Raw genomic sequence first — 20,410 nt, 5'->3', positions numbered from 1 at the left:
ATGAAATCGCTTTCTTTACGCCTGAGAATCTTACTACCGCTCATTGCCCTCATCATCATCGGCATCGGAATTTTAACCGCTCTTTCCAATCGATCCACCTCCAACATTATCCATGACATGGCCACCAACCAGCTGGAAACCATTACCCAGAATCTGGCAACTCAGGTGTCTGCTTGGATTCAGGATTTAAGTGCCGATCTGCAAACCCAGAGCGAATTGGAAATTTACCAAAACACCCTGAAGAATCAGTCGTTTGGCAATGATTTTTACATTACACAAGCCAACAAATCCCTGAAAGCCTTTGCTGACCGTTACCCGCTTTATGACTCCGTATCTATTGTCAATAATAAAGGATTGGCAATCGCTTCATCCGACCCTAATCTGATCGGAAAAATCAACATAAGCGATCGAGACTACTTTAAAAGAACGATGCAGGGACAAGAAGAAATCAGCAATGTCGTCCCCAGCAAAGCAGACGGACGCGCTATTTTTGTTATTTCCAAACCTGTGGAGGCCTTCGGAGAGGTCAGTGGAGCTTTAATTGCAGCCCTTAAACTGTCCTCTTTTTCCGACACATTTGTTAAGCCCATTAAGATTGGCTCCGAAGGTTATGCCTATATGACCGACAGCACGGGTACCATTGCAGCTCACCCGGAGGCAGATAAACTTCTTAAATTCAATATCTCTGACTTTAAATGGGGTAAAGAGATCATGACGAAGAAAAACGGCATGATCTCTTATACGCTAGATGGGATCAAAAGAATGACCGCCTTTCGCACCGAGCCGACCACCGGCTGGGTGATCGCCGCCGGAGCTGCGACCTCGGATATGTTCAGCGCAGCCAACAGCCTGACCATCCGCAATATCATCACCGGGGTGATCGTGGTGCTGGTGCTGGCCGTGGTCATCATCCTGCTGATCAGGCCAATTATTTCTGTCCTTAACAAGGGCGTGGCCTTTGCCAAAGAGATTCAACAAGGCGATCTCTCCGGTCGCCTCCACCTCGACCGTAGTGACGAGCTCGGCCAACTCGGCGCCGCCCTCGATACCATGGCCGATAGCCTCCAGCAACGCGCCGAACTCGCTGAAGCCATTGCCGAAGGCGACCTCAGTCAGGATGTCACCCTGGCCTCGCCCAACGATGTCCTCGGCCGAGCACTGCGCAGCATGACCGATCGCCTCAACGACATCATCAGCCAGATCAATGCCGCCAGTGAGCAGATCGATTCCGGCTCCGGCCAGGTCTCAGATTCCGCTCAGGACCTCTCCCAGGGCGCTACTCAGCAGGCCTCGGCTATCGAGGAGATCGGTGCCAGCCTCAGTGAGCTGGCCGGCCGGACCCAGGAAAATGCCGACAACGCCGCAACCGCCAACCAGTTGGCCAACACCGCCCGTGACGCGGCCAACGGCGGCAGCAGCCAGATGCAGCAGATGGTGGCCGCCATGCAGGAGATCAACGCCTCCGGCCAGAGCATCAGCAAGATCATCAAGACCATTGACGAGATCGCCTTCCAGACCAATCTGCTGGCCCTGAACGCAGCGGTGGAAGCGGCCCGGGCCGGTCAGCACGGCAAAGGCTTTGCGGTGGTCGCCGAGGAGGTCCGCAACCTGGCGGCGCGCAGTGCCAAGGCGGCGCGGGAAACCGCAGATCTGATCGAGGGGAGCGTCCAAAAAGGGGAAAACGGCACCGCCATTGCCAACCGGACGGCAGCCGCCCTGGAAGAGATCGTTGCCGGAATCGGCAAGACCGCCGACCTGGTCGGGGAGATTGCAGCTTCGTCCAGGGAACAGTCGGACGGACTGGCCCAGGTCAACAACGGGATTTCCCAGATCGACGAGGTCACCCAGCGCAACACCGCCGGAGCCGAGGAGAGCGCGGCCGCGGCCGAGGAGCTGTCCAGCCAATCGGCCCACATGCGCCAACTGTTGCAGCAGTTCAAGTTGCGCGGTCAGGGGCAGACGACTACCCGCCCGGTGGTAACGGCGCTGCCGCAACAACCGGTCACCAAGCCGCAGGAGCGCAAAGCCCCGGCACAGAAACCGCAACTGGCGGAACCTTCCGGCTGGGACCAGGTCGGGCAGAAAGCAACCAAGCCGATCATCGCACTCGATGATGACGAATTCGGCAAGTATTGATTGTTACCTTGTTTCTCTTATTTCCCCCAAGGCTATCCGTCCCCGGACAGCCTTGGGGGCTTTTCTGCGGAAAACCAGTTACAATCCACTATTCAATACTTACTAATAAAACCTTGCCTTTAAATATTCATTAATTTACTATTTGCAATGAATTTTTATTTACATCTCAGCAAAGGAGAATCTCTCTCATGAAAGCGCTGTCCCTGCGTCTCCGTATCCTGCTGCCGATCATTATCCTGATTATTCTCGGCATCGGCATTCTGACCACCCTGTCTACCCGAACCACCTCCTCTATTATCAGCGAGATCGTCATCAACCAGTTGGAAACCATTACCCAGAACCTGGCCACCCAGGTAACGTCATGGATCACCGATCTGCGCGTGGATATCAAATCCCAGGGCAAACGGGAAATCTATCGAGACGTATTAATGAATCAGGGGATCCTCGGTAACGACTATTATGTCGAGAACGCCAATAAATCTCTGAAAGAATTTGTCGATAGTTACAGCGTCTACGATTCACTGACCATTCTCAATGAAGATGGGATTGCCATCGCTTCATCTGAGCCCAAGTTAATGGGCATCAATCTGAGCGATAGGGATTATTTCAAAGAAGGCATGCAGGGCCGAGCAGGTATGAGCAATACGGCCAAAAGCAAAACCACCGGCCGACCAATTTTTATTATCTCCGAACCGTTGGTCCCGTTTGAAAATGTGGCCGGTGTGCTCATTGCCGCCATTGAAATGGATAAATTTTCCGAAAAGTTCATCATCCCCGTCAAAATCGGTCATGAAGGCTATGCTTTTGTCACTGACAAAACCGGGATGATGTCCGCCAATCCGCATCCAGACACCATTTTGAAAGAAAATATCAGTGACTTTACCTGGGGCAAGGAGATCATGACCCGCCAGAACGGCATGATCACTTACACCATGGACGGCGTTGAGAAGCTGGTCGATTTCCGCACCGAGCCGACCACCGGCTGGGTGATCGCCGCCGGAGCTGCGACCTCGGATATGTTCAGCGCAGCCAACAGCCTGACCATCCGCAATATCATCACCGGGGTGATCGTGGTGCTGGTGCTGGCCGTGGTCATCATCCTGCTGATCAGGCCAATTATTTCTGTCCTTAACAAGGGCGTGGCCTTTGCCAAAGAGATTCAACAAGGCGATCTCTCCGGTCGCCTCCACCTCGACCGTAGTGACGAGCTCGGCCAACTCGGCGCCGCCCTCGATACCATGGCCGATAGCCTCCAGCAACGCGCCGAACTCGCTGAAGCCATTGCCGAAGGCGACCTCAGTCAGGATGTCACCCTGGCCTCGCCCAACGATGTCCTCGGCCGAGCACTGCGCAGCATGACCGATCGCCTCAACGACATCATCAGCCAGATCAATGCCGCCAGTGAGCAGATCGATTCCGGCTCCGGCCAGGTCTCAGATTCCGCTCAGGACCTCTCCCAGGGCGCTACTCAGCAGGCCTCGGCTATCGAGGAGATCGGTGCCAGCCTCAGTGAGCTGGCCGGCCGGACCCAGGAAAATGCCGACAACGCCGCAACCGCCAACCAGTTGGCCAACACCGCCCGTGACGCGGCCAACGGCGGCAGCAGCCAGATGCAGCAGATGGTGGCCGCCATGCAGGAGATCAACGCCTCCGGCCAGAGCATCAGCAAGATCATCAAGACCATTGACGAGATCGCCTTCCAGACCAATCTGCTGGCCCTGAACGCAGCGGTGGAAGCGGCCCGGGCCGGTCAGCACGGCAAAGGCTTTGCGGTGGTCGCCGAGGAGGTCCGCAACCTGGCGGCGCGCAGTGCCAAGGCGGCGCGGGAAACCGCAGATCTGATCGAGGGGAGCGTCCAAAAAGGGGAAAACGGCACCGCCATTGCCAACCGGACGGCAGCCGCCCTGGAAGAGATCGTTGCCGGAATCGGCAAGACCGCCGATCTGGTCGGGGAGATTGCAGCTTCGTCCAGGGAACAGTCGGACGGACTGGCCCAGGTCAACAACGGGATTTCCCAGATCGACGAGGTCACCCAGCGCAACACCGCCGGAGCCGAGGAGAGCGCGGCCGCGGCCGAGGAGCTGTCCAGCCAATCGGCCCACATGCGCCAACTGTTGCAGCAGTTCAAGTTGCGCGGTCAGGGGCAGACGACTACCCGCCCGGTGGTAACGGCGCTGCCGCAACAACCGGTCACCAAGCCGCAGGAGCGCAAAGCCCCGGCACAGAAACCGCAACTGGCGGAACCTTCCGGCTGGGACCAGGTCGGGCAGAAAGCAACCAAGCCGATCATCGCACTCGATGATGACGAATTCGGCAAATACTAAGCGACAGGCAACTAAACGGGCAGGCCAAATGGCCTGCCCGCTTTTATTTATCTGATTCTAAAGTCCATCCTGAACTTTAGAATGCCCGTTGCGCAAAAATGCGATTTTGCTTCACTCACAAAAACAAGACATCAACCTCCTCTTGTTTTTGGCTCGTTCATCCCTGGGCTCGGAAAGAACCTTCTGCTTCTAAAGTCCATCCAAGACTCGGTTCGCTCTCTTCCACAAATATTTATAAATTATTGTCAGGTTTTGTTTTCTTGCCGTAAATCAACCAATAGACCACCGGGATCACAATCAGGGTAAAGGCTGTTGAGGCGAACACCCCGAAGATGATTGCCCAGGCCAACCCGGAAAAAATCGGATCCAAGGTGATGATCCAGTTCCCCAGCAAAGCTGCTCCGGCGGTCAGCAGGATCGGCCGCAGCCGCACCGCGCCGCTCTCCACCAGCGCTTCATCCAGAGGCACCCCTCTTTTTAAGGCGTGGTGAATGAAGTCGATGAGGATAATCGAATTCCGCACGACGATCCCGGCCAGGGCGATCATCCCGATCATCGCCGTTGCCGTGAAGAACACCGGCGTCCCGTAGCCGCCCACCGGATGATCGGCAACCAGGTTGAGCAGCCAGAAGCCGGGCATGATGCCGATCATGGTCAGCGGAATCGCCGCCATGATGATCAACGGCATGACATAGGATCCGGTTTCCACCAGCAGCAGCAGGTAGATCAGGACCATGGCTGCGCCGAAGGCAATGCCGAGATCGCGGAACACATCCAGGGTGATCTTCCACTCCCCTTCCCCGCTCCAGACCACCGAAGTTCCCAGCGGCAGCGGGTGTTCCTTGAAATGCTGTTGCAGGTTAAGGATGGCATTGACCGGGCTCTTGCCGGCCATCTCCCCGAAGACATAACTGACCCGGCGCAGATTTTTATGATAGATGGTCGGCTCCAGCCGCTGCTCGACAAAATGACCGAGTTCGGAGAGGTGGATCAGGTTTCCATTGGGGCCTTGCAGCTGCAGATTATTGAGCACTTCCGTGGAAGAGCGTTTCTCCACCGGCAGGCGCAGCAGAATCGGTAGCGGGTTGCGTTCACTGTCAACATGAAGTGTACCGACTTGGGCTCCGGACAAGGCGATCTGCAGAGTCTTGGCCAGTTCGGCGGTGGTCAGCCCGGCCAGGGCCAGTTTATCGCGATCGGGCACAAACTGAAGTTGCCGCTGGGCAGCTTCGATGCTGGTGTCAACATCGACAACTTTATCCTCTGTGGCCATGCGCTTACGCACCAGTTCGGTAGCCGCCAGTTGTCCGGCATAATCGATCCCGTCATCCGCATACACCTCAGCGGTCAGGGTGGCAATAACCGGCGGTCCCGGCGGCAGTTCGACAATCTTGAGCAAGGCGCCGTGCCGATTGGCTATGGCGGTCAGGTCGTTACGCAGCCGCAGGGTAATTTCATGGCTCTGCTGCGCCCGCTTCCCCTTGGGTGCGATATTGATCCTGATATCCGCCAGATTGGCGCCATGACGCATATAGTAATGGCGCACCATGCCGTTGAAATCAATGGCACTGGCGGTGCCGACATAGGCTTCAAAGTCGGTCACCTCATTGACGGTGGCCAGATAGTCTTCCAGATCCCGCGCGGCCGCATCCGTCTCTTCCAGGGTCGCCCCCTCCGGCAGGTCGAGGACCAGCTGAAACTCGTTCTTGTTATCAAACGGCAGCATCTTCAGGGGGACCAGATTCAAAGCCGGCATAGCCACAGAGATCAGCAGCAGCACCACGACCCCGCCGATCAGCAGCCAGGCATAGCCGCGATGCTTGATAAACGGCATCAGCAGTTTGCGGTAAATCTTGTAGGTGCGGGTCTCCTCGAGGACAAACGCCCCTTCCTCAACTTTGCCGTATTCACCTTTCAGCACATGGTAGGTCATCCACGGAGTGACGGTAAAGGCAACCAGCAACGACATGAGCATGGTCAACGGCAGGTTGACGGCCATGGGACGCATGTACGGCCCCATCATCCCGGTGATAAAAAGCATCGGCAAAAAAGACAGGATCACCGCCAGGGTGGCGACAATCACCGGTGGCCGGACTTCATCGACGGCGGTCAGCACCGCTTCGCGTGGCGGCTCTTTCTTCATTTTGAAATGCCGGTAAATGTTCTCCACATCGACGATAGGGTCATCCACCAGCAACCCCAAAGCGAGCACCAGGGCGAACAGGGTGACCCGATTGATGGTGTAGCCGAACCAGTAATTGACCAGCAGGGTCAGCGAATAGATGATCGGGATGGAGACCGCGACAATGAACGCCTCGCGCCAGCCGAGGGCAAACAGCACCAGGGCCAGTACAGTCACCACGGCAATGACCAGGTGGGTGATCAGTTCGTTGACCTTATGATTGGCGGTCTCCCCGTAGTTGCGCGTCACCTTGATATGAATATCATCCGGGATGACATCCCCTTTCAGGGAATTCAGTTTGGCAATGACATCCCTGGCCACGGTAACGGCATTGGTCCCCTTCTTCTTGGCCACGGCGATATGCACCGCCTGATATTCTTGGCCGGGATTCGCGTCCGCTTCAGCCGGACCGAAGCGTAAACGGGTGTAGGTCTCCGGCTCAGCGATCCCGTCACTGACCTTGGCAACATCCTGCAGGTAGACCGGCGCCCCGTCTCTGACCGCGATAATCAGCTGGGAAACCTCCTCGGCGCTCTGCAGAAAGCCACCGCCGCGCACCAGGATCTGACGATTGTTCTGCTCAAAGCTGCCGGAGGGCAATTCCAGATTGGCGGCCTGCAGGGCCTGTTGCACGCTGAACAGATCCAGCCCGCGCGAAGCCAGCGCCGCCGGGTCGACATCCACCAGGATCTGCCGCGGGCGCCCGCCGATCAGTTCAGTTCGGGAAGTATCTTCGACCGCCTGCAGACGATCGATGGCCTCTTCGGCGACCCGGCGGAGCTGATGGTCGGACTCGGTATCCGAATAGAGGGTCAGATTCACGATGGGGACGTCATCGACCCCGATTGGCCTGATCACCCAGCCGGTCACCCCGGGCGGGACAATATCGATATGGGTGGATATTTTATTGTGCAGCTTGACCAAAGAAGCGATCCGGTCCTCGCCGACATAAAAACGGACCGTGACAATTGCCAGGTCGGGACGCGACATGGAATAAACGTATTCGACCCCGTCGACCTGCCAAAGCAGCTTTTCCAAGCGGGTCGAGACCAGTTTCTCGACCTCGGCGGCACTGGCTCCCGGCATATGGACATAAACATCGGCCAAGGGCACCACGATCTGCGGCTCTTCCTCACGCGGCGTCAGAGTGAGCGCGGCAATGCCGGCAATAACCGCCAGCAGAATCAGAATAACCGACAGATTGCCTTCCAGAAAATGATCGACGATCCGGGTGGCGAAGGTATGTTTTTTGGGACTTTCGCTCATGGCTGCACCCGGGCTCCGTCTTTGGCCCTTTCCACCTCGGCGCTGACAATCCGGTCACCGGGCTCCAGGCCGGAGAGGACTTCGACCTTGTCGCCGAAGGTGCGGCCCAAACGCACCAAACGAAAATGCAGGGTCTGCCCTTCGAGGAGGAAAATCCCGCTCAACTGACCGCGCATGGTCACGGCCGTATTCGGAATCAGCACCAGTTCTTCAGCCGGCAGGGTCCGCCGGGCCCGGGCAAAGATCCCGGTCGGCAGATTCTTGCCTTGCGGCAGTTCGACAATGACATCATAACTGCGGCTGGCCGGATCACTCCCCCCCTGCACCCGCAATACGGTGCCGGCCAGCACCCGCTCCATGGACGGCAGTTCCACCGCCATTTCCGTACCGACCGTGATCTGCCCGAGCAGCCGTTCGGGAACCTTGACCCGGGCCTGACGTTCCCCCTCCCGATCAAGAACCATCAGCGGAGTACCCGGCAGCACCGTTGCCCCCTGTTTGACCTGCACGCTGACCACCAGCCCGTCAAAAGGCGCCAGCACCCGATTATAACTGTTTTGTTGCAGCACCTGATCGCGTTCGGCCTTGCCCCGTTCAATCTCGGCTTCGGCGGCCGCCAGCTGCTGGCGGGCCATGCTCAACTCGGCACTGACCTGATCGTATTCCTGCGGGGTAACCGCTTCCGCCTTCAGCAACTGCTCGTAGCGGGCCGCGGTCTGTTGGGCCAGGGTCAGCCGGGCCCGGGCCGATTCCATCTGCCGCGTGGCGACCTCAATGGTCGCCTGGGTCGAACGCAGCCGTTCGCTGGCGCTATTGTCGCTGATCTCGAGCAGGAGTTGATCTTTTTTCACGGGATTCCCTTCCCGCACCGCCAGATTGGTCACCTTCCCGCTGCTACGTGCAACCAGCCGGGCCTGATCCCGGCTCTCCAGGGTCCCGACGAATTGTTCGGAGCCGTATTTTTTGCTGGTCTCGACCGTCATCACCGGCAGCGACAGCGTCTCAGGGGTCTGGTCATGGCCACTGCGGCCCGGTTCAATCTGGTCGCCGCACCCCCAGAGCAGCAGCGACAGTAAACATATCGTCACAACAGTTTTCATTGTGCTGTTCCTTCCTGATTCAGGACTGCGGTCACCAAAGTACCGAGTAAATAATGCTGCCGGGCCAGGCTTTTGATCAGTTGAACCTTGGCGGTAACCAGATCGGCCCGACTTTTTTCAACCCGCGATTGCGCTGTCAACAGCTCCGCCAGCGGAGTCAAACCGTTCCGATAGCGATTGGCCAGCAGCTGGTAGCTTTCTTCAGCTGCGGCGTAACCGATCTGGCTGACATCCAGTTGCTGGCGGGCGGTTTCCGTATCCAACCGGGCCTGGCCGACATCAAAGCGGGCCTGATCCTCGGCCTGCCGCTGCCGGGCCGCTGCGCTGCGCTCTTCGGACAGGGCGCGGGCGCTGGCATGGCGACGGCTGAAGCCGTCAAACAGCTGCCAGTTCAGTTGCAACTGCACCATCCAGCTATCGGCGGTGTCAGAGAAAGGATAGTCCCGGTCGTGAGTCGCCCAGGAGGCACCGGCCTGCAGCCGCGGATACCAGGCCGCCTTACTCTGTTTGCGGGCCTCCACCGTCTCCTGATGCTCCAGTTGCAGGGCCTGCAGATCGGGGCGCTGCGATGGTTGCTGCGGCTGCGGCGCGCTGATCAGATCGGTTCGCAGGGGTCCGGCGATATCGACACTCTCTTCACCATTGCCCATCTCCAGCGCAAGCCGCCGCTGGGCCAGAATCAGCGCATTATCGGCACTGATCTGCAAGCGCCGGCTTTCCGCCAGACGAACATTGGCGGTCAGGGTATCGGCTTTAAGCCCGGTGCCGGCCGCTTCCTTTTCCGAAGCGAGGCGGTGAATTTCCGCCGCTTCCTGCACGGAACTGTTGACCCAGTCAATGACCGCCCGGCTGCGCTGGACTTCGAGATAGGCCGAGAAAATCCGCCAGGCCACCTGTTCCCGGGCCGCCTGCTCCCCTGCTCCGGCAGCTTCCGCACGGAGCGCGGCACGGCGGGTCCCATAGGAGATATCCGGGTCATAGAGCGGCTGGGTCAACTGCAGGCGGGTCTCAAAATCATGGCGGGCGGGCGGGTCATTATAGATGTCGGCCGACGGACTCACCTGCAACCGCTCCTGATTGAGCCAGATGAACATGGCGCTGCCGGGTTCGTCGGTCCAGAGAAATTTTTCACTTAAATTGACCCGCGGCAGCTTCTGCGATTCCGCCACCGCGGCAGCCTCCCGGGCAGCGTCACTGTTGGCAGCGGCCGCCAAAAAAGTGGGATTCTGCTCCAAGCCGATTCGCACTGCCTGGTCAAGGGTATAGGTTTGCGCAAAGCCGTTGAAAGGAAGCAGACAAACGGCAATCACCAGCAAAAACCTGAGCATGGACAAGACCTCCAGAATAAATAAATGCAACCTCTCATCAAATGCCGGGTTCAACAAGTCAGAACCGCAGCAAGAATCATTATATATGTATTTTTGAATTATTGTCGATCACTTTTCTCTTCACCTACCAAATTTCACCTGTAAACAGCTGCCTTTCCAGAATAAAAACCATTGTTCAGCCCAGCCGCCCACTCAGGATGGTTCGGAACCGGCTGGGTCTTTTCCGGTTGCGTCCACCCGCAGAGATGTCGATGCTGAACGTAGATGCAAATCACGCTGCGGGAATGGAATCTCGATTCCGTTGGCACGGAACAACCTGTCGATCTGATGATTTATGTCACTGATGACGTCGAACTTACGGGCCGCATCAGGAATCCAGCACAATAGTTCAAAGTTAAGGGAAGAATCGCCAAACTCTCGGAACCAGGTTTTCGGGGCCGGTACGTCCAAAACCCGATCATGCTCTTGAGCTGCTTCGATCATCAGTGCCGTGGCCTTATCGCAATCCGAGCCATAAGCGATCCCGACCGGGATTCGTAGCCGCAAACGAGCATCGCCGTAACTATAATTGGTAACCGCATTCTCCAGCAGGATGGAGTTGGGGACGATAATGGAGATATGGTCTGGAGTCTGAATCAGGGTGGTCCGCAGGTTGATGCGTTTGACATCCCCCCAGACATCGCCAACTTCGAGGCGATCCCCGATCTTGATCGGCCGTTCCAACAACAAAATCACCCCACTGATAAAATTGGAGGCCATATTCTGTAGCCCAAAACCGATCCCCACGCCGATCACCGCAAACAAGCCGATCACCGCACCAAGGGGAATGTTCACTGTGGTCAGACCGATGTAGATACCAAGGATCAGAATCAGATAGTGCAAAAACCGCGACAGCGCATATTTCAGACCTTCGTCCATGTCCATCTTGTCGAAAACCTGCTTCTGCAGCATGGAACGCAGGATTTTGGAAATAAGCAGGGACAAGAGGACCGCCACCAGAGCGACCACCAGGTGACTGAGAGTTATACCGACGTCCTGAATTTTGAAGAGGACAAAATCCTTGTAGTAATAACTGATTTTATCCCAAACCTGGGCTCCCCAAAAATCCATGATGCATGTCCTTTCGTTCTCATTATTATACATGATTTAGGTGAGTTTTCCGGACATTGGAATGGGGACAACAAGAAACAGCCAAATCCCCCTTAGCTCCCTTTTGCTAAAGGGGGAAATGAAACAGGCAAAAATTTTTTATTTATTAACAGGAACGAATACTCCCCCTTTAAAAAAAGGGGGGCCGGGGGGATTTATACAAGATTATGACCGTGTCATGAATAGCGCTAGTTTAAGCAACTTTGCAGTAAACTCGGGACTGTCCCCAGGGTCATCGGGGGGCTGTCCCAAGAGTTTGCGAGCCATGAAACTGTCGCTGTTAACACCGCAAAGACCCGGGACAGCCCCCGTGCGGGGACAGTCCCGGTTTTGCTGCCAGCGACTCTTAAACTAGCGCCATTCGACCGTGTCATACTCCTTCCCCCTTTGATGGGGGAAGGCCGGGATGGGGATGAAACCAACTCACAAACCGATGGGCAAAAAGGTTGCTGTGGCGGCCCGCTGGACCACAAAATTAACCGTCCGGTCCCACTTCTGGGCCGCTACCGCGGACATCATATCCTGCAGGGAGATCAGCTTACCGAACAGCCGCTCAAAACTTAAATTCTCCGCCTCGTCAGGCAGGCTGTTGGTGAGCAGCAGGGGTTTGCCGTCAGCACCGGTGCGGGCTTTCAGGCGCCAGACCAAGATTTCGATATTCCTGGCGCTGTTATAGAGGATCTGCGGATCAAGGCTGTCAAACATGAAGAATTCAGCATTGTCGCCATAAGCGTTGTGCACCATCGAAACCAGCCCGACCAGCAGGGCAAAGACCCGATCGCCGGCATAATCCTGATCAAAGGCCAGCAGCATCGCCTCGACGCCGCGCTGATTATCAAGCTCCGAAAAGAGCAGGCTGCGGTCGCCGCCGAACAGCTGGGCCAGCCGTCCCTCTACGGTCATGCCCGGAATTTTATGCAATTCCCGCGGGTTGCGTCGATAGAGCTTGCCGGCCAGCCGGCGTAACAGCTCATCGGACTGATGGATATGAATATCCGCAACCATGTCGATATCGGTTTTTGCCAGTTTAGCCAGGTGATTTTGCGAGGAACTACAGGCCGACAGGGTGCAGAGCAGCAACAGCCACACTCCAACCGTTCCTTTGATAATGCTCCTCTGCAAATAACTGGCTGGCACCCGGTTCCCTCTTCAGCCTGAACGGCTTGAAACAACAGCGGAAAAAACATACAGTGAAGGGCCAAGAATACTATGATCTAGATTGGAAAACCAGCAGCGCTTGTCCCGGAGCAATCATCATGGCAGAGCACAATCTTGCGGAGATCTTTTCCGAACACCCGGCCGGGGTCCTTTCCACCGCCGACGGCCAGGGCAACGTCAACGCCGCGGTGTTCGGCTCGGCCCGCCTGGTCGGTGCAGACCGCATCGTCCTCGGGCTGGGCGATAACCGGACCCTGGCCAATCTGCGGCAGAATCCGCAGGCAGTGCTGCTTTTTTACACCCTGGGCCGGATGGTCTTTGACAGTCGCGGAGCCCGGCTTTATCTGCAACTGGAGGAGCTGGTGCAGAGCGGCCCTCTGTTCAACGAAACGGTCCGCGATATCGAGGCCAAAGCCGGCAAAATGGCGGCCCGCACCATAACCGCGGTGGTCCGTTTCAAAGTCAGCGCAATCCGCCCGCTCATCGATCTGCACAGCGGCGAAGCCTGAGCCCGCGGCTGGTTAACGGCCGGCGCAGACCGGGCAGGCCTGCAGCCGCAACGGTTTTTCCAGATGGCTGCGTTCCAGCAGCTGCTGATCACTGAAGATATCGCGGGTGGGGCCGTCGGCAATAATCCGCCCCTGGGCCAGCACCAGGGTACGTTCACAAAGGTCCAGAACCAGGTCCAGATCATGCCCGGCAATGATCTTGGTATGCCGGTAGTTGCGCAGCCAGTCGATCAGCTGCCGTCGACTCTGCGGATCGAGCCCGGTGCTGGGCTCGTCAAGCACGAGGACGTCGGGTGACATGGCCAGCACCGTGGCAATGGCGACCGAACGTTTCTCCCCGCCGGAAAGATGATGGGGCGGCCGGTCTTTCAGATGCAGCGCGCCGACCTGGCGCAAGGCACTCTCGACCCGCTCCTCGGTTTCAGCCGGAGAAAGACCCAGATTCAACGGCCCAAAGCCGACATCTTCGGCCACCGTCGGCATGAACAGCTGATCGTTGGGATCCTGGAACACCATGCCAACACTGCGCCGGACATCCTGCAGGGTCTGTTTGGTGACCGGAAAATCGCCGATTCTCACCTCCCCCTCGGCCGGGCGCAGGCAGCCGTTCAGGTGTTGCAGCAGGGTCGACTTGCCAGCCCCGTTGGCCCCGACCACGGCCACGGATTCGCCATGGGTAATCCGGAAACTGATCCGCTGCAGAGCCCGGGTTCCATCGGGGTAGTCGTAGCAGACATTCTTCATCTCCACCAGATGATGGCTCATGGTCAAAAAACTCCTTCCAGCCAGCCGCGCACCGCGGCCGCATCGCTCCCCAACCGCAGGAGGATAAAATAGCCGCTCCAGCCCACCACGAAGAGCAGCTCTTTGGGTCCGAAACGGGACGTGGAGAGCAGTCGGAAGCGGCCGCTGAAACAGCGACTGAGCATGGCCCGGTAAAGCCGGCGGGCGCGCTCCAGAGTTCGCCACAAGAGCTGGGTAAGCAACGCGGCATAGACCTTCAGCCCGTTGCCACGACCATGAAAAGAGCGTAACGAGCGAGCCCGCACCATCCGTTCGGCTTCCGCGCCGAGGACAAAGATATAGCGATACAGAAACAGCAGTTGCAGGACAAAGGTCCAGGGCACGCCGAGGCGCCCCAGGGCATGGCAGATCGCCGGGAAGCTGGTTACCGCGATCAGCACCAGCACGCTGCCGATGGTCAGGGTAAAGCGCAGGATAATTGACAGGAAAGAGAGCCAGCCGCCGCTGATCGCCAGCCCGCCGAGCTGCAGTTGAACCTGCTGGTCGAAGAACGGGTTGAAGATCCCGACCAGCAGGGCAAAGGGCGCGACCAGGGCCAGCCGTTTGAGCAAGAAAGCGATCGGCAGCCGGGCCATGATCAGCAGGGAGACCGGGAACAACAACAGCGGCAGTAACACCAGCACGGCATACTTGTCGTAGGACGCCACCACCACCACAAACACCAGCACGGTCAGCACCTTGGCCCGGGCATCCAGACGATGAACCGGGCTGTCCTGATAGGCCAGAGTATCGAGGGCGGTTAAATCAAACAGGCTGTGATCAATTCCGGCCACGCCTACAACTCCAGCACCATCGCCCTCATCGCTGGTTGCGTTTCCGCACCAGCACCCCGAGCCCGACGATCAGGGTCAGGCTCACCGTGGCCCCGAGGACCCCGGAGAGGCTGGTGCCGAAGCGACTGCTCCACAAGGAGCTGTCTGCTGTGGCGGAAGCGAAGTCGTAATCGGGCAGAACCGCGATCCGTTGCTGCCAGTTGTCCAGGGTGGCGATCAGTGAAGACGTGGAATCCAGCTCGCCACCGATCACCTTGGCGACGGACCACTCCAGGCCGTCCGGTTGGGACGAGGCATACCAGGAACCGATTCCGCCCACCAGCAGGCTGACCAGCAGCAGGGCCAGCGCGGTGCGCCGCCAGGAGAACAGCGGCCGGGCCGGGGTTGCCGAGGCCAACTGCAGCAGCCCGGGCTGCTGCTGGCGAATCAGTTGCACGACCACGGCGGTCACCACCCCTTCAACCAGGCCGATGGCCAGGTGAATGGGCTGCATCACCAGCAGGAAGGAGCTGAGCGGCAAAGCGGAAATTCCCGAAAAGGTGGTTTCCAGCACCACCCCCAGCGCCCCGAGCTGTAGCGCTACGGCCGCACTGACCAGGCAGGCCAGGAACAGTCGACGACGGCCGGGATCAGCCCCGGCCAGGGGCTTGAACAGAAAGGGATAAACAAGAAACGCGGGGATAAAGCCGAGATTGAAGATGTTGCAGCCCAGCGCGAGCAGCCCGCCATCGGCAAAGAACAGCGCCTGCACCAGCAGGACCGAGGCGATGGTCAGAAAAGCGGCCGGACCGCCCAGCAGTATGGCCAGGATCATCCCTCCCCCCAGGTGACCGCTCGAGCCGGTCGCCGGAATCGAAAAATTGATCATCTGCGCGGCAAAGATGAACGCCCCCATCACTCCCATCATGGGAACCGTGCTGTCGTCCTCCAGTTGCCGCACCCGGCGGGAACAATAGGCCACCGTCCCCGCGGTGACTCCCCACAAAACCCCGCCCACCTGCGGACTCAACAACGCATCTGCCATATGCATGAGAATTCTCCTGTCATGTCTTCATCGAATTGAATGGAATATGAACAGGCAGCAACCTGCTCTTGATAACAGTCTACTTGCGGCAAAGACTGTTGTCCTGAAAAAAATTTGCCCCGGCCGGCTCAGGGCGCTGCGCCCAACAGTTGCCGAATCTCCGTCAGCAAACCCGGCAACGCGCTGTTCACTGCAGCCGACAACCCGCGGCCGTATTCGACCCGCTCAATCTGCAGACCGAAAAAAACAATCTCCGGCAGCGGCTGCAGCAGAGCGGCCAGTTGCAGGGTTTGCACCAGGGACCCGCTGTGGCTGTCACCGGCTCCGCCAAAACGGCTCTCCGCCAGCAGCTCCGGACCGCTGCAGCGCACCAGTGTCCCCGGTGCCAGCCCCATATCGACCGCATCCACCAGCAGGATGCCGGCCGCATCAGTCAACAGTGACAACAGTCTCATGCCCCCGGTCCCGCCGTCCACCAGCTCGATTTGTTCCGGCAGGGGCATGCGCTGCAGCTCCTCGATCACCCGGCAGCCGAGGCCGTCGTCACCGCGCAACGGATTACCGATGCCGATCACCCGCCAGCTAAACAAAGGAGACCTTCAAGGTATGGGTGGAGCAGCTGATACAGGGATCATAAGCCCGGACCAGCATCTGCAGTTGCTGGGCCAGCTCGGCCCGGGGCAGATCAAGCAGCAGCGGAACCAGCGCCTTCAGGTCATTCTCGATATTCGCCAGGTTCTGGGCCGTGGGGATCAGGCAGTTGGCCATGACCACCCGGCCGGCGTCATTATAGCGGTAATGGTGAAGCAGGGTGCCGCGCGGCGCTTCGATGGCCGCGACCCCTTCGCCAAAGCCCTGTGGCGCGGCCGGCGGATCATGCTGCAGCCCTTCCAGCAGCAGCCGATCAATAAGATGAATAGCCGATTCGAAACAGTTCACCACTTCGACCAGCCGCACCGGCATGGCGGCAAAGGGGTTGACCACCTCCGGGGTCAATTTGAGGGCCGCAGCGACCTTCTGCGCCATCGGCGACAGCTCCCGAGCGGTATTCTTGTAGCGCGCCAGCGGGCCGACCGTGTAGCTGTTGGCCAGAGCCCGGGCGAACTTGGCGGTCGAATGCGGCATCAAATATTCTTCGATCAGGGAGGCATACTCGCCAACCTCACCGGAAATGCCGGCACTGGAATAGAGTCTTCCGGACAACAACGGGTACTTGTTGTCATCTTTGAGACAGAGGTACTCCGTCGGCCGGGAAAACTCCGGGACAGCGAAATCGGCAAACAGATCCACCAGGTTTTCCAGGTCCGGCAGGATCGCCACCAGCCGTTTACGCAACCCCTGCAGTTCGTCCGGCTCAGGCAGCCGTGAAAAACCGCCGATGCAGGGAGTCACCGGGTGAATCGCCCGGCCGCCGATAGTCATGCACAGGTCATTGGCCAGTTTTTTCAGGCGCAGCGCCCGGCTGACCAGTTCGCGATGACTCTGGGCCAGGGCCATCAGGCTGCTGACCCCGAGATAATCGGGCAGAGCCATGAACACCAGCTGCAACAGATGACTCTGCAGGATTTCCCCATAAGCGAGCAGGCGGCGCAACGCCAGGGTCTGATTGGTGACGCTGATCCCCAGGGCCTGTTCCGTCGCCGCCAGCGCGACCAGGGTATGGGAATTGGAGCAGATTCCGCAAATCCGCGCGACGATCGGAGCCACATCGGTATAGTGCTGGCCGATCAGGAAGCTTTCGAAAAACCGCGGGGTTTCGACGATCTCCAGGCGACACTCCTGCAATTCGCCCTTCTCCAGGTCGATCACCAGGTTGGCATGCCCTTCAATCCGGGTCAGTTGCTTGATCTCCAGCTTCATGCGTCTTTGTCGATGCTAAAGTTAAAGGTTTTGAATTCCTGCAACACATCCTCCAAAGTCAGCCCGTGATCATAAAGAACCTGGCGGTACGGTGACAGGCGCGGATTATCGATGGAACCGCGGCAACCGCGGCAACGGTCGCCGGCATCGATACAGATCGCCTGGCAACCGGCGCGCGTCACCGGGCCGAGGCAGACTTCGCCACGCTCAAAAGTACAGGGGATCTCCGCCAGCTTGCATTCGACACACAATGAATAGCCGGGCAGTTCCTGCTCCTTGTCGAGCAGCAGCGCCTGCAGCAGGGCCAGAAACTCTGTGGCAATGACCGGGCAGCCCGGCAACCGGTAATCAACCTCGATCATGGCGGCCAAAGGTTGCGGTTCGCCAGGCAGCAGGTGGTCATGCACGGCACCGTAAACATCCCGGCACAGCTGGGCTTCCGGGGTCAACCGCCGCAGGGCATTAACCCCGGCCAGATCAGCGCAGGCACCAAGCGCGACCACCACCCTGCTTTGCTTGCGAATCCGCCGCAGGCGCTCCATTTCTTCCGCCGTGCAGACGCTGCCTTCGACAAAAGCGATATCCAGCGCCTGCCCCGGCAGGGCATCGAGGATCTGCCGGAACTCGACGATTTCGACCAGTTCCAGCACCTCCAGAAGCTCTTCATCCATCCCCAGGATGCTGAGCTGGCAGCCTTCACAGCCAGTAAAATCAAAGAAACCGATTTTCTTCTTCATCGCTCAATGGCTTCCCGCAAATGCCGAACCCGGTCATAGGAAAAGATCGGCCCGCACTCGCAGACCCGGACATCGTTGATTTGACAACGCCCGCATTTTCCCAGCCCACACTTCATATGCCGCTCCAGGTTCAGGAACAGCTGCTCCTCGCGAAACCCCATCCGGAACAGCAACGGATTGGTAAAGCGATACATCCCGGCCGGGCCGGACACGGCCACGCAGGTGCGCTCAGCCGCGAGGTCCAGATCCCGCAGCAGCAGGGTAATATCCCCGACCAGCCCGTACCAGTCACCGGCAGCCTGCTGAACAATATAGCGGCAATCCATTTCCGCCGATTCCTGCCAGCGCTTGAGATCGTCACGAAACAGCAGCACGGCATCATCATGAGCCCCGTACAACAGTTGCACCCGGCCGAACTGGCGCCGCTCGGCCAGGATCGTCAGCAACAGCGAGCGCAGGGTGATCACCCCGCGGCCGCCAGCCACCAGCAGCACATCCTGGCCGCGAAACTGTTCGAGGGGAAAACCCTGCCCGAAGGGACCGCGCACTCCGATCACATCACCAGTTTTGAGCCGATGCAGAGCGCGGGTCAAACTGCCGGCCGCGCGCACGACGATTTCCACATACAAACTGTGATCGGCCGGTGAGGCAATGGTAAAAGGAGCTTCACCAAGGCCGAAAATCGACAGCTGCAGAAACATCCCCGGCGTGAAGTCAATGGGTTTGGGCAAGCGCAGGCGAAACAGCTTATCCTGGGGTGTCAACGTTTCCACCGCCAGGACTTCTGCCTGCAGCGGTCGGTATTCCTGCCCCGGCTGTCCGACGGTTTCCGGGAAAGCCCGCTCATGGTGCAGTTTATTGAGCACCTCCACCGGATCGATATGCTGCAGGCACTCCCTGATACAGCGCCCGCAGCCGACACAGGCCAGTCGCTGTCGTTGCTCCCAGAGGTATTTATACTTGCGATAAAAGCGGTGCCGCTGGCGGTCGGCCTGACTGGTGCGGAACTCCATGCCCCCGGCCACCTGGGTGAAATTGTCAAGCTGACAGGAATCCCAGACCCGCACCCGGTCACCGCTTTCCAGGTTGAGATCCAGCTTGTCCTTGACGTTGAAACAATAGCAGGTCGGGCAGACCAGGCTGCAGATTCCGCAGCCCAGGCAGTCCTCGCCGACCTGTCCCCAGAGCGGATGGTCATAACTGTCGGCCAGCACGGACGGCAACGTAGCGGCCGGAAACTGCAGCTTTTTCTGCGCTTCTTTTGCCGGCAGCGCAAGCGGCGGGGCCGCTTCCCGCGCCGCAACGGCAGGCGCATGCCGCACCACCAGGTCCCAGCCGCGGCGCGTACCGCCCTGCAGCAGGTAACCTTCCGCGTTGCGATGGAGAAACAGGTCGAAACCGCTGTGCACCCGGTCGGTTCCCATGCTGGTGCAAAAACAGTCAGCGTCCGGCACGCAATCGACGCCGACGATCAGCGTCACTTCGCGCTTGGCTTTGTAGGTGCTGTCCACTTCCCCTTCAAACAGGCAGTCATCCAGCACCCGGATCGCGTGGATATCACAGGGATGGACCCCGAACAGCACCCGGGGCTGGGCAGCCTGTTCCGGTTCCAGCAGGACCGGTCCGGCCATGCGGAAGCGGAACAGTTTGTCCCAGTTCGGAAACAGGTATTTCTTGGGCGAATGAACCCTGGGGGGAAACTCGAGCCGCAGCAGGGTCGGATCATCAACCTGTTCCAGCAGTAACCGGCCGCGTTTTTCCTGCACCCCGACAACCTCATAGGAGTGGCTTAACGAACGGACAAACTGATCAAGCTCTTCCCGGCTGACCTGCCGCCAGGGGTATTTTTCCGCGGTTATTGTTTCAGACTGCACAGCCATTTGCGTCGTTCACCTGCTCAGGAAAGATAGCGCCCAGGCGCCGGCCGGGTCTCTCAGCAACCGGTAAGTCCCGCCCCGGACCGCAGACGACGGGAAAAACCGCCCACGCAACCCAAAAAGACCGACCCCCGCAATGGCGGGTCTTGAACCATGGCTTGGATAAGGCCGGGGCCACCGCAC

General features: G+C 58.6%; 15 protein-coding genes. 3 read left to right on the top strand and 12 right to left on the bottom strand.

The window, feature by feature from the left end:
* Positions 1–2,136, top strand: coding sequence for a methyl-accepting chemotaxis protein (locus N909_RS0111645; RefSeq protein WP_029915248.1), 2,136 nt, complete (start codon positions 1–3; stop codon positions 2,134–2,136).
* Positions 2,137–2,324: 188 nt separating this feature from the next.
* Positions 2,325–4,460: a methyl-accepting chemotaxis protein gene (locus tag N909_RS0111640; RefSeq protein WP_029915247.1), complete on the top strand. Its 2,136-nt coding sequence runs from the start codon at positions 2,325–2,327 to the stop codon at positions 4,458–4,460.
* 232 nt (positions 4,461–4,692) lie between these two features.
* Here N909_RS0111640 and N909_RS0111635 read toward each other — a convergent pair whose 3' ends face one another.
* The 5 genes from N909_RS0111635 to N909_RS0111615 all read right to left on the bottom strand — a co-directional run bounded on the left by N909_RS0111635 (position 4,693) and on the right by N909_RS0111615 (position 12,574).
* Positions 4,693–7,908, bottom strand: coding sequence for an efflux RND transporter permease subunit (locus N909_RS0111635; RefSeq protein WP_029915246.1), 3,216 nt, complete (start codon positions 7,906–7,908; stop codon positions 4,693–4,695).
* Positions 7,905–9,008 carry an efflux RND transporter periplasmic adaptor subunit gene (locus tag N909_RS0111630; protein WP_029915245.1) on the bottom strand — a complete coding sequence of 368 codons (1,104 nt, stop codon included), beginning with the start codon at positions 9,006–9,008 and terminating at the stop codon, positions 7,905–7,907. The genes N909_RS0111635 and N909_RS0111630 overlap by 4 nt, the downstream gene beginning before the upstream one ends.
* Positions 9,005–10,336, bottom strand: a complete 1,332-nt coding sequence (locus N909_RS0111625; RefSeq protein ID WP_029915244.1) for a TolC family protein — start codon at positions 10,334–10,336, stop codon at positions 9,005–9,007. The genes N909_RS0111630 and N909_RS0111625 overlap by 4 nt, the downstream gene beginning before the upstream one ends.
* Before the next feature lie 192 nt (positions 10,337–10,528).
* A complete protein-coding gene (locus tag N909_RS0111620) occupies positions 10,529–11,446 on the bottom strand; it encodes a mechanosensitive ion channel family protein (protein ID WP_051689715.1) in 918 nt (305 codons plus the stop codon).
* A 462-nt stretch (positions 11,447–11,908) separates the two neighbouring features.
* Positions 11,909–12,574, bottom strand: a complete 666-nt coding sequence (locus N909_RS0111615) for a hypothetical protein (protein WP_051689714.1) — start codon at positions 12,572–12,574, stop codon at positions 11,909–11,911.
* 167 nt (positions 12,575–12,741) lie between these two features.
* Between N909_RS0111615 and N909_RS0111610 the strand changes: the two genes are divergently transcribed.
* Positions 12,742–13,152, top strand: coding sequence for a pyridoxamine 5'-phosphate oxidase family protein (locus N909_RS0111610; protein ID WP_029915231.1), 411 nt, complete (start codon positions 12,742–12,744; stop codon positions 13,150–13,152).
* A 12-nt stretch (positions 13,153–13,164) separates the two neighbouring features.
* Here N909_RS0111610 and N909_RS0111605 read toward each other — a convergent pair whose 3' ends face one another.
* The 7 genes from N909_RS0111605 to N909_RS25310 form a co-directional block, all read right to left on the bottom strand.
* Positions 13,165–13,917 (bottom strand): energy-coupling factor ABC transporter ATP-binding protein, encoded by a 753-nt coding sequence (locus N909_RS0111605; RefSeq protein WP_029915229.1) that lies wholly within the window; start codon positions 13,915–13,917, stop codon positions 13,165–13,167.
* 2 nt (positions 13,918–13,919) lie between these two features.
* Positions 13,920–14,729 carry a cobalt ECF transporter T component CbiQ gene (cbiQ, locus tag N909_RS0111600; RefSeq protein WP_029915227.1) on the bottom strand — a complete coding sequence of 270 codons (810 nt, stop codon included), beginning with the start codon at positions 14,727–14,729 and terminating at the stop codon, positions 13,920–13,922.
* Between the two features lie 25 nt (positions 14,730–14,754).
* On the bottom strand, positions 14,755–15,759 hold the full coding sequence (locus tag N909_RS0111595) for an energy-coupling factor ABC transporter permease (protein ID WP_029915225.1): 1,005 nt from the start codon (positions 15,757–15,759) through the stop codon (positions 14,755–14,757).
* A gap of 122 nt (positions 15,760–15,881) precedes the next feature.
* Complete coding sequence (locus N909_RS0111590) at positions 15,882–16,343, bottom strand: hydrogenase maturation protease (protein WP_029915223.1); 462 nt, start codon at positions 16,341–16,343, stop codon at positions 15,882–15,884.
* Positions 16,336–17,613 carry a Ni/Fe hydrogenase subunit alpha gene (locus N909_RS0111585; protein WP_029915222.1) on the bottom strand — a complete coding sequence of 426 codons (1,278 nt, stop codon included), beginning with the start codon at positions 17,611–17,613 and terminating at the stop codon, positions 16,336–16,338. The genes N909_RS0111590 and N909_RS0111585 overlap by 8 nt, the downstream gene beginning before the upstream one ends.
* The gene (locus N909_RS0111580; protein WP_029915220.1) at positions 17,610–18,350 is read right to left on the bottom strand and encodes an NADH-quinone oxidoreductase subunit B family protein; all 741 of its coding nucleotides are present in this window, start codon (positions 18,348–18,350) and stop codon (positions 17,610–17,612) included. Before N909_RS0111580 ends, N909_RS0111585 begins: the two co-directional genes overlap by 4 nt.
* On the bottom strand, positions 18,347–20,230 hold the full coding sequence (locus N909_RS25310) for a 4Fe-4S dicluster domain-containing protein (protein WP_051689713.1): 1,884 nt from the start codon (positions 20,228–20,230) through the stop codon (positions 18,347–18,349). The genes N909_RS0111580 and N909_RS25310 overlap by 4 nt, the downstream gene beginning before the upstream one ends.
* Positions 20,231–20,410: the final 180 nt, after the last annotated feature.

It is taken from the genome of Pelobacter seleniigenes DSM 18267 (genome assembly GCF_000711225.1).
Lineage (GTDB): Bacteria > Desulfobacterota > Desulfuromonadia > Desulfuromonadales > Geopsychrobacteraceae > Seleniibacterium > Seleniibacterium seleniigenes.
Note: the sequence above shows the minus strand (reverse complement) of the source record. Positions and strands in the feature narration are given on the sequence as shown.

Bases quoted from the DNA above. Each gene is read 5' to 3' on its own strand.
- N909_RS25310 (WP_051689713.1), bottom strand. From the start codon at position 20,230: ATGGCTGTGCAGTCTGAAACAATAACCGCGGAAAAATACCCCTGGCGG.
- N909_RS0111625 (WP_029915244.1), bottom strand. From the start codon at position 10,336: ATGCTCAGGTTTTTGCTGGTGATTGCCGTTTGTCTGCTTCCTTTCAAC.
- N909_RS0111630 (WP_029915245.1), bottom strand. From the start codon at position 9,008: ATGAAAACTGTTGTGACGATATGTTTACTGTCGCTGCTGCTCTGGGGG.
- N909_RS0111620 (WP_051689715.1), bottom strand. From the start codon at position 11,446: ATGGATTTTTGGGGAGCCCAGGTTTGGGATAAAATCAGTTATTACTAC.
- N909_RS0111645 (WP_029915248.1), top strand. From the start codon at position 1: ATGAAATCGCTTTCTTTACGCCTGAGAATCTTACTACCGCTCATTGCC.
- N909_RS0111635 (WP_029915246.1), bottom strand. From the start codon at position 7,908: ATGAGCGAAAGTCCCAAAAAACATACCTTCGCCACCCGGATCGTCGAT.
- N909_RS0111580 (WP_029915220.1), bottom strand. From the start codon at position 18,350: ATGAAGAAGAAAATCGGTTTCTTTGATTTTACTGGCTGTGAAGGCTGC.
- N909_RS0111640 (WP_029915247.1), top strand. From the start codon at position 2,325: ATGAAAGCGCTGTCCCTGCGTCTCCGTATCCTGCTGCCGATCATTATC.
- N909_RS0111610 (WP_029915231.1), top strand. From the start codon at position 12,742: ATGGCAGAGCACAATCTTGCGGAGATCTTTTCCGAACACCCGGCCGGG.
- N909_RS0111585 (WP_029915222.1), bottom strand. From the start codon at position 17,613: ATGAAGCTGGAGATCAAGCAACTGACCCGGATTGAAGGGCATGCCAAC.
- N909_RS0111605 (WP_029915229.1), bottom strand. From the start codon at position 13,917: ATGAGCCATCATCTGGTGGAGATGAAGAATGTCTGCTACGACTACCCC.
- N909_RS0111595 (WP_029915225.1), bottom strand. From the start codon at position 15,759: ATGCATATGGCAGATGCGTTGTTGAGTCCGCAGGTGGGCGGGGTTTTG.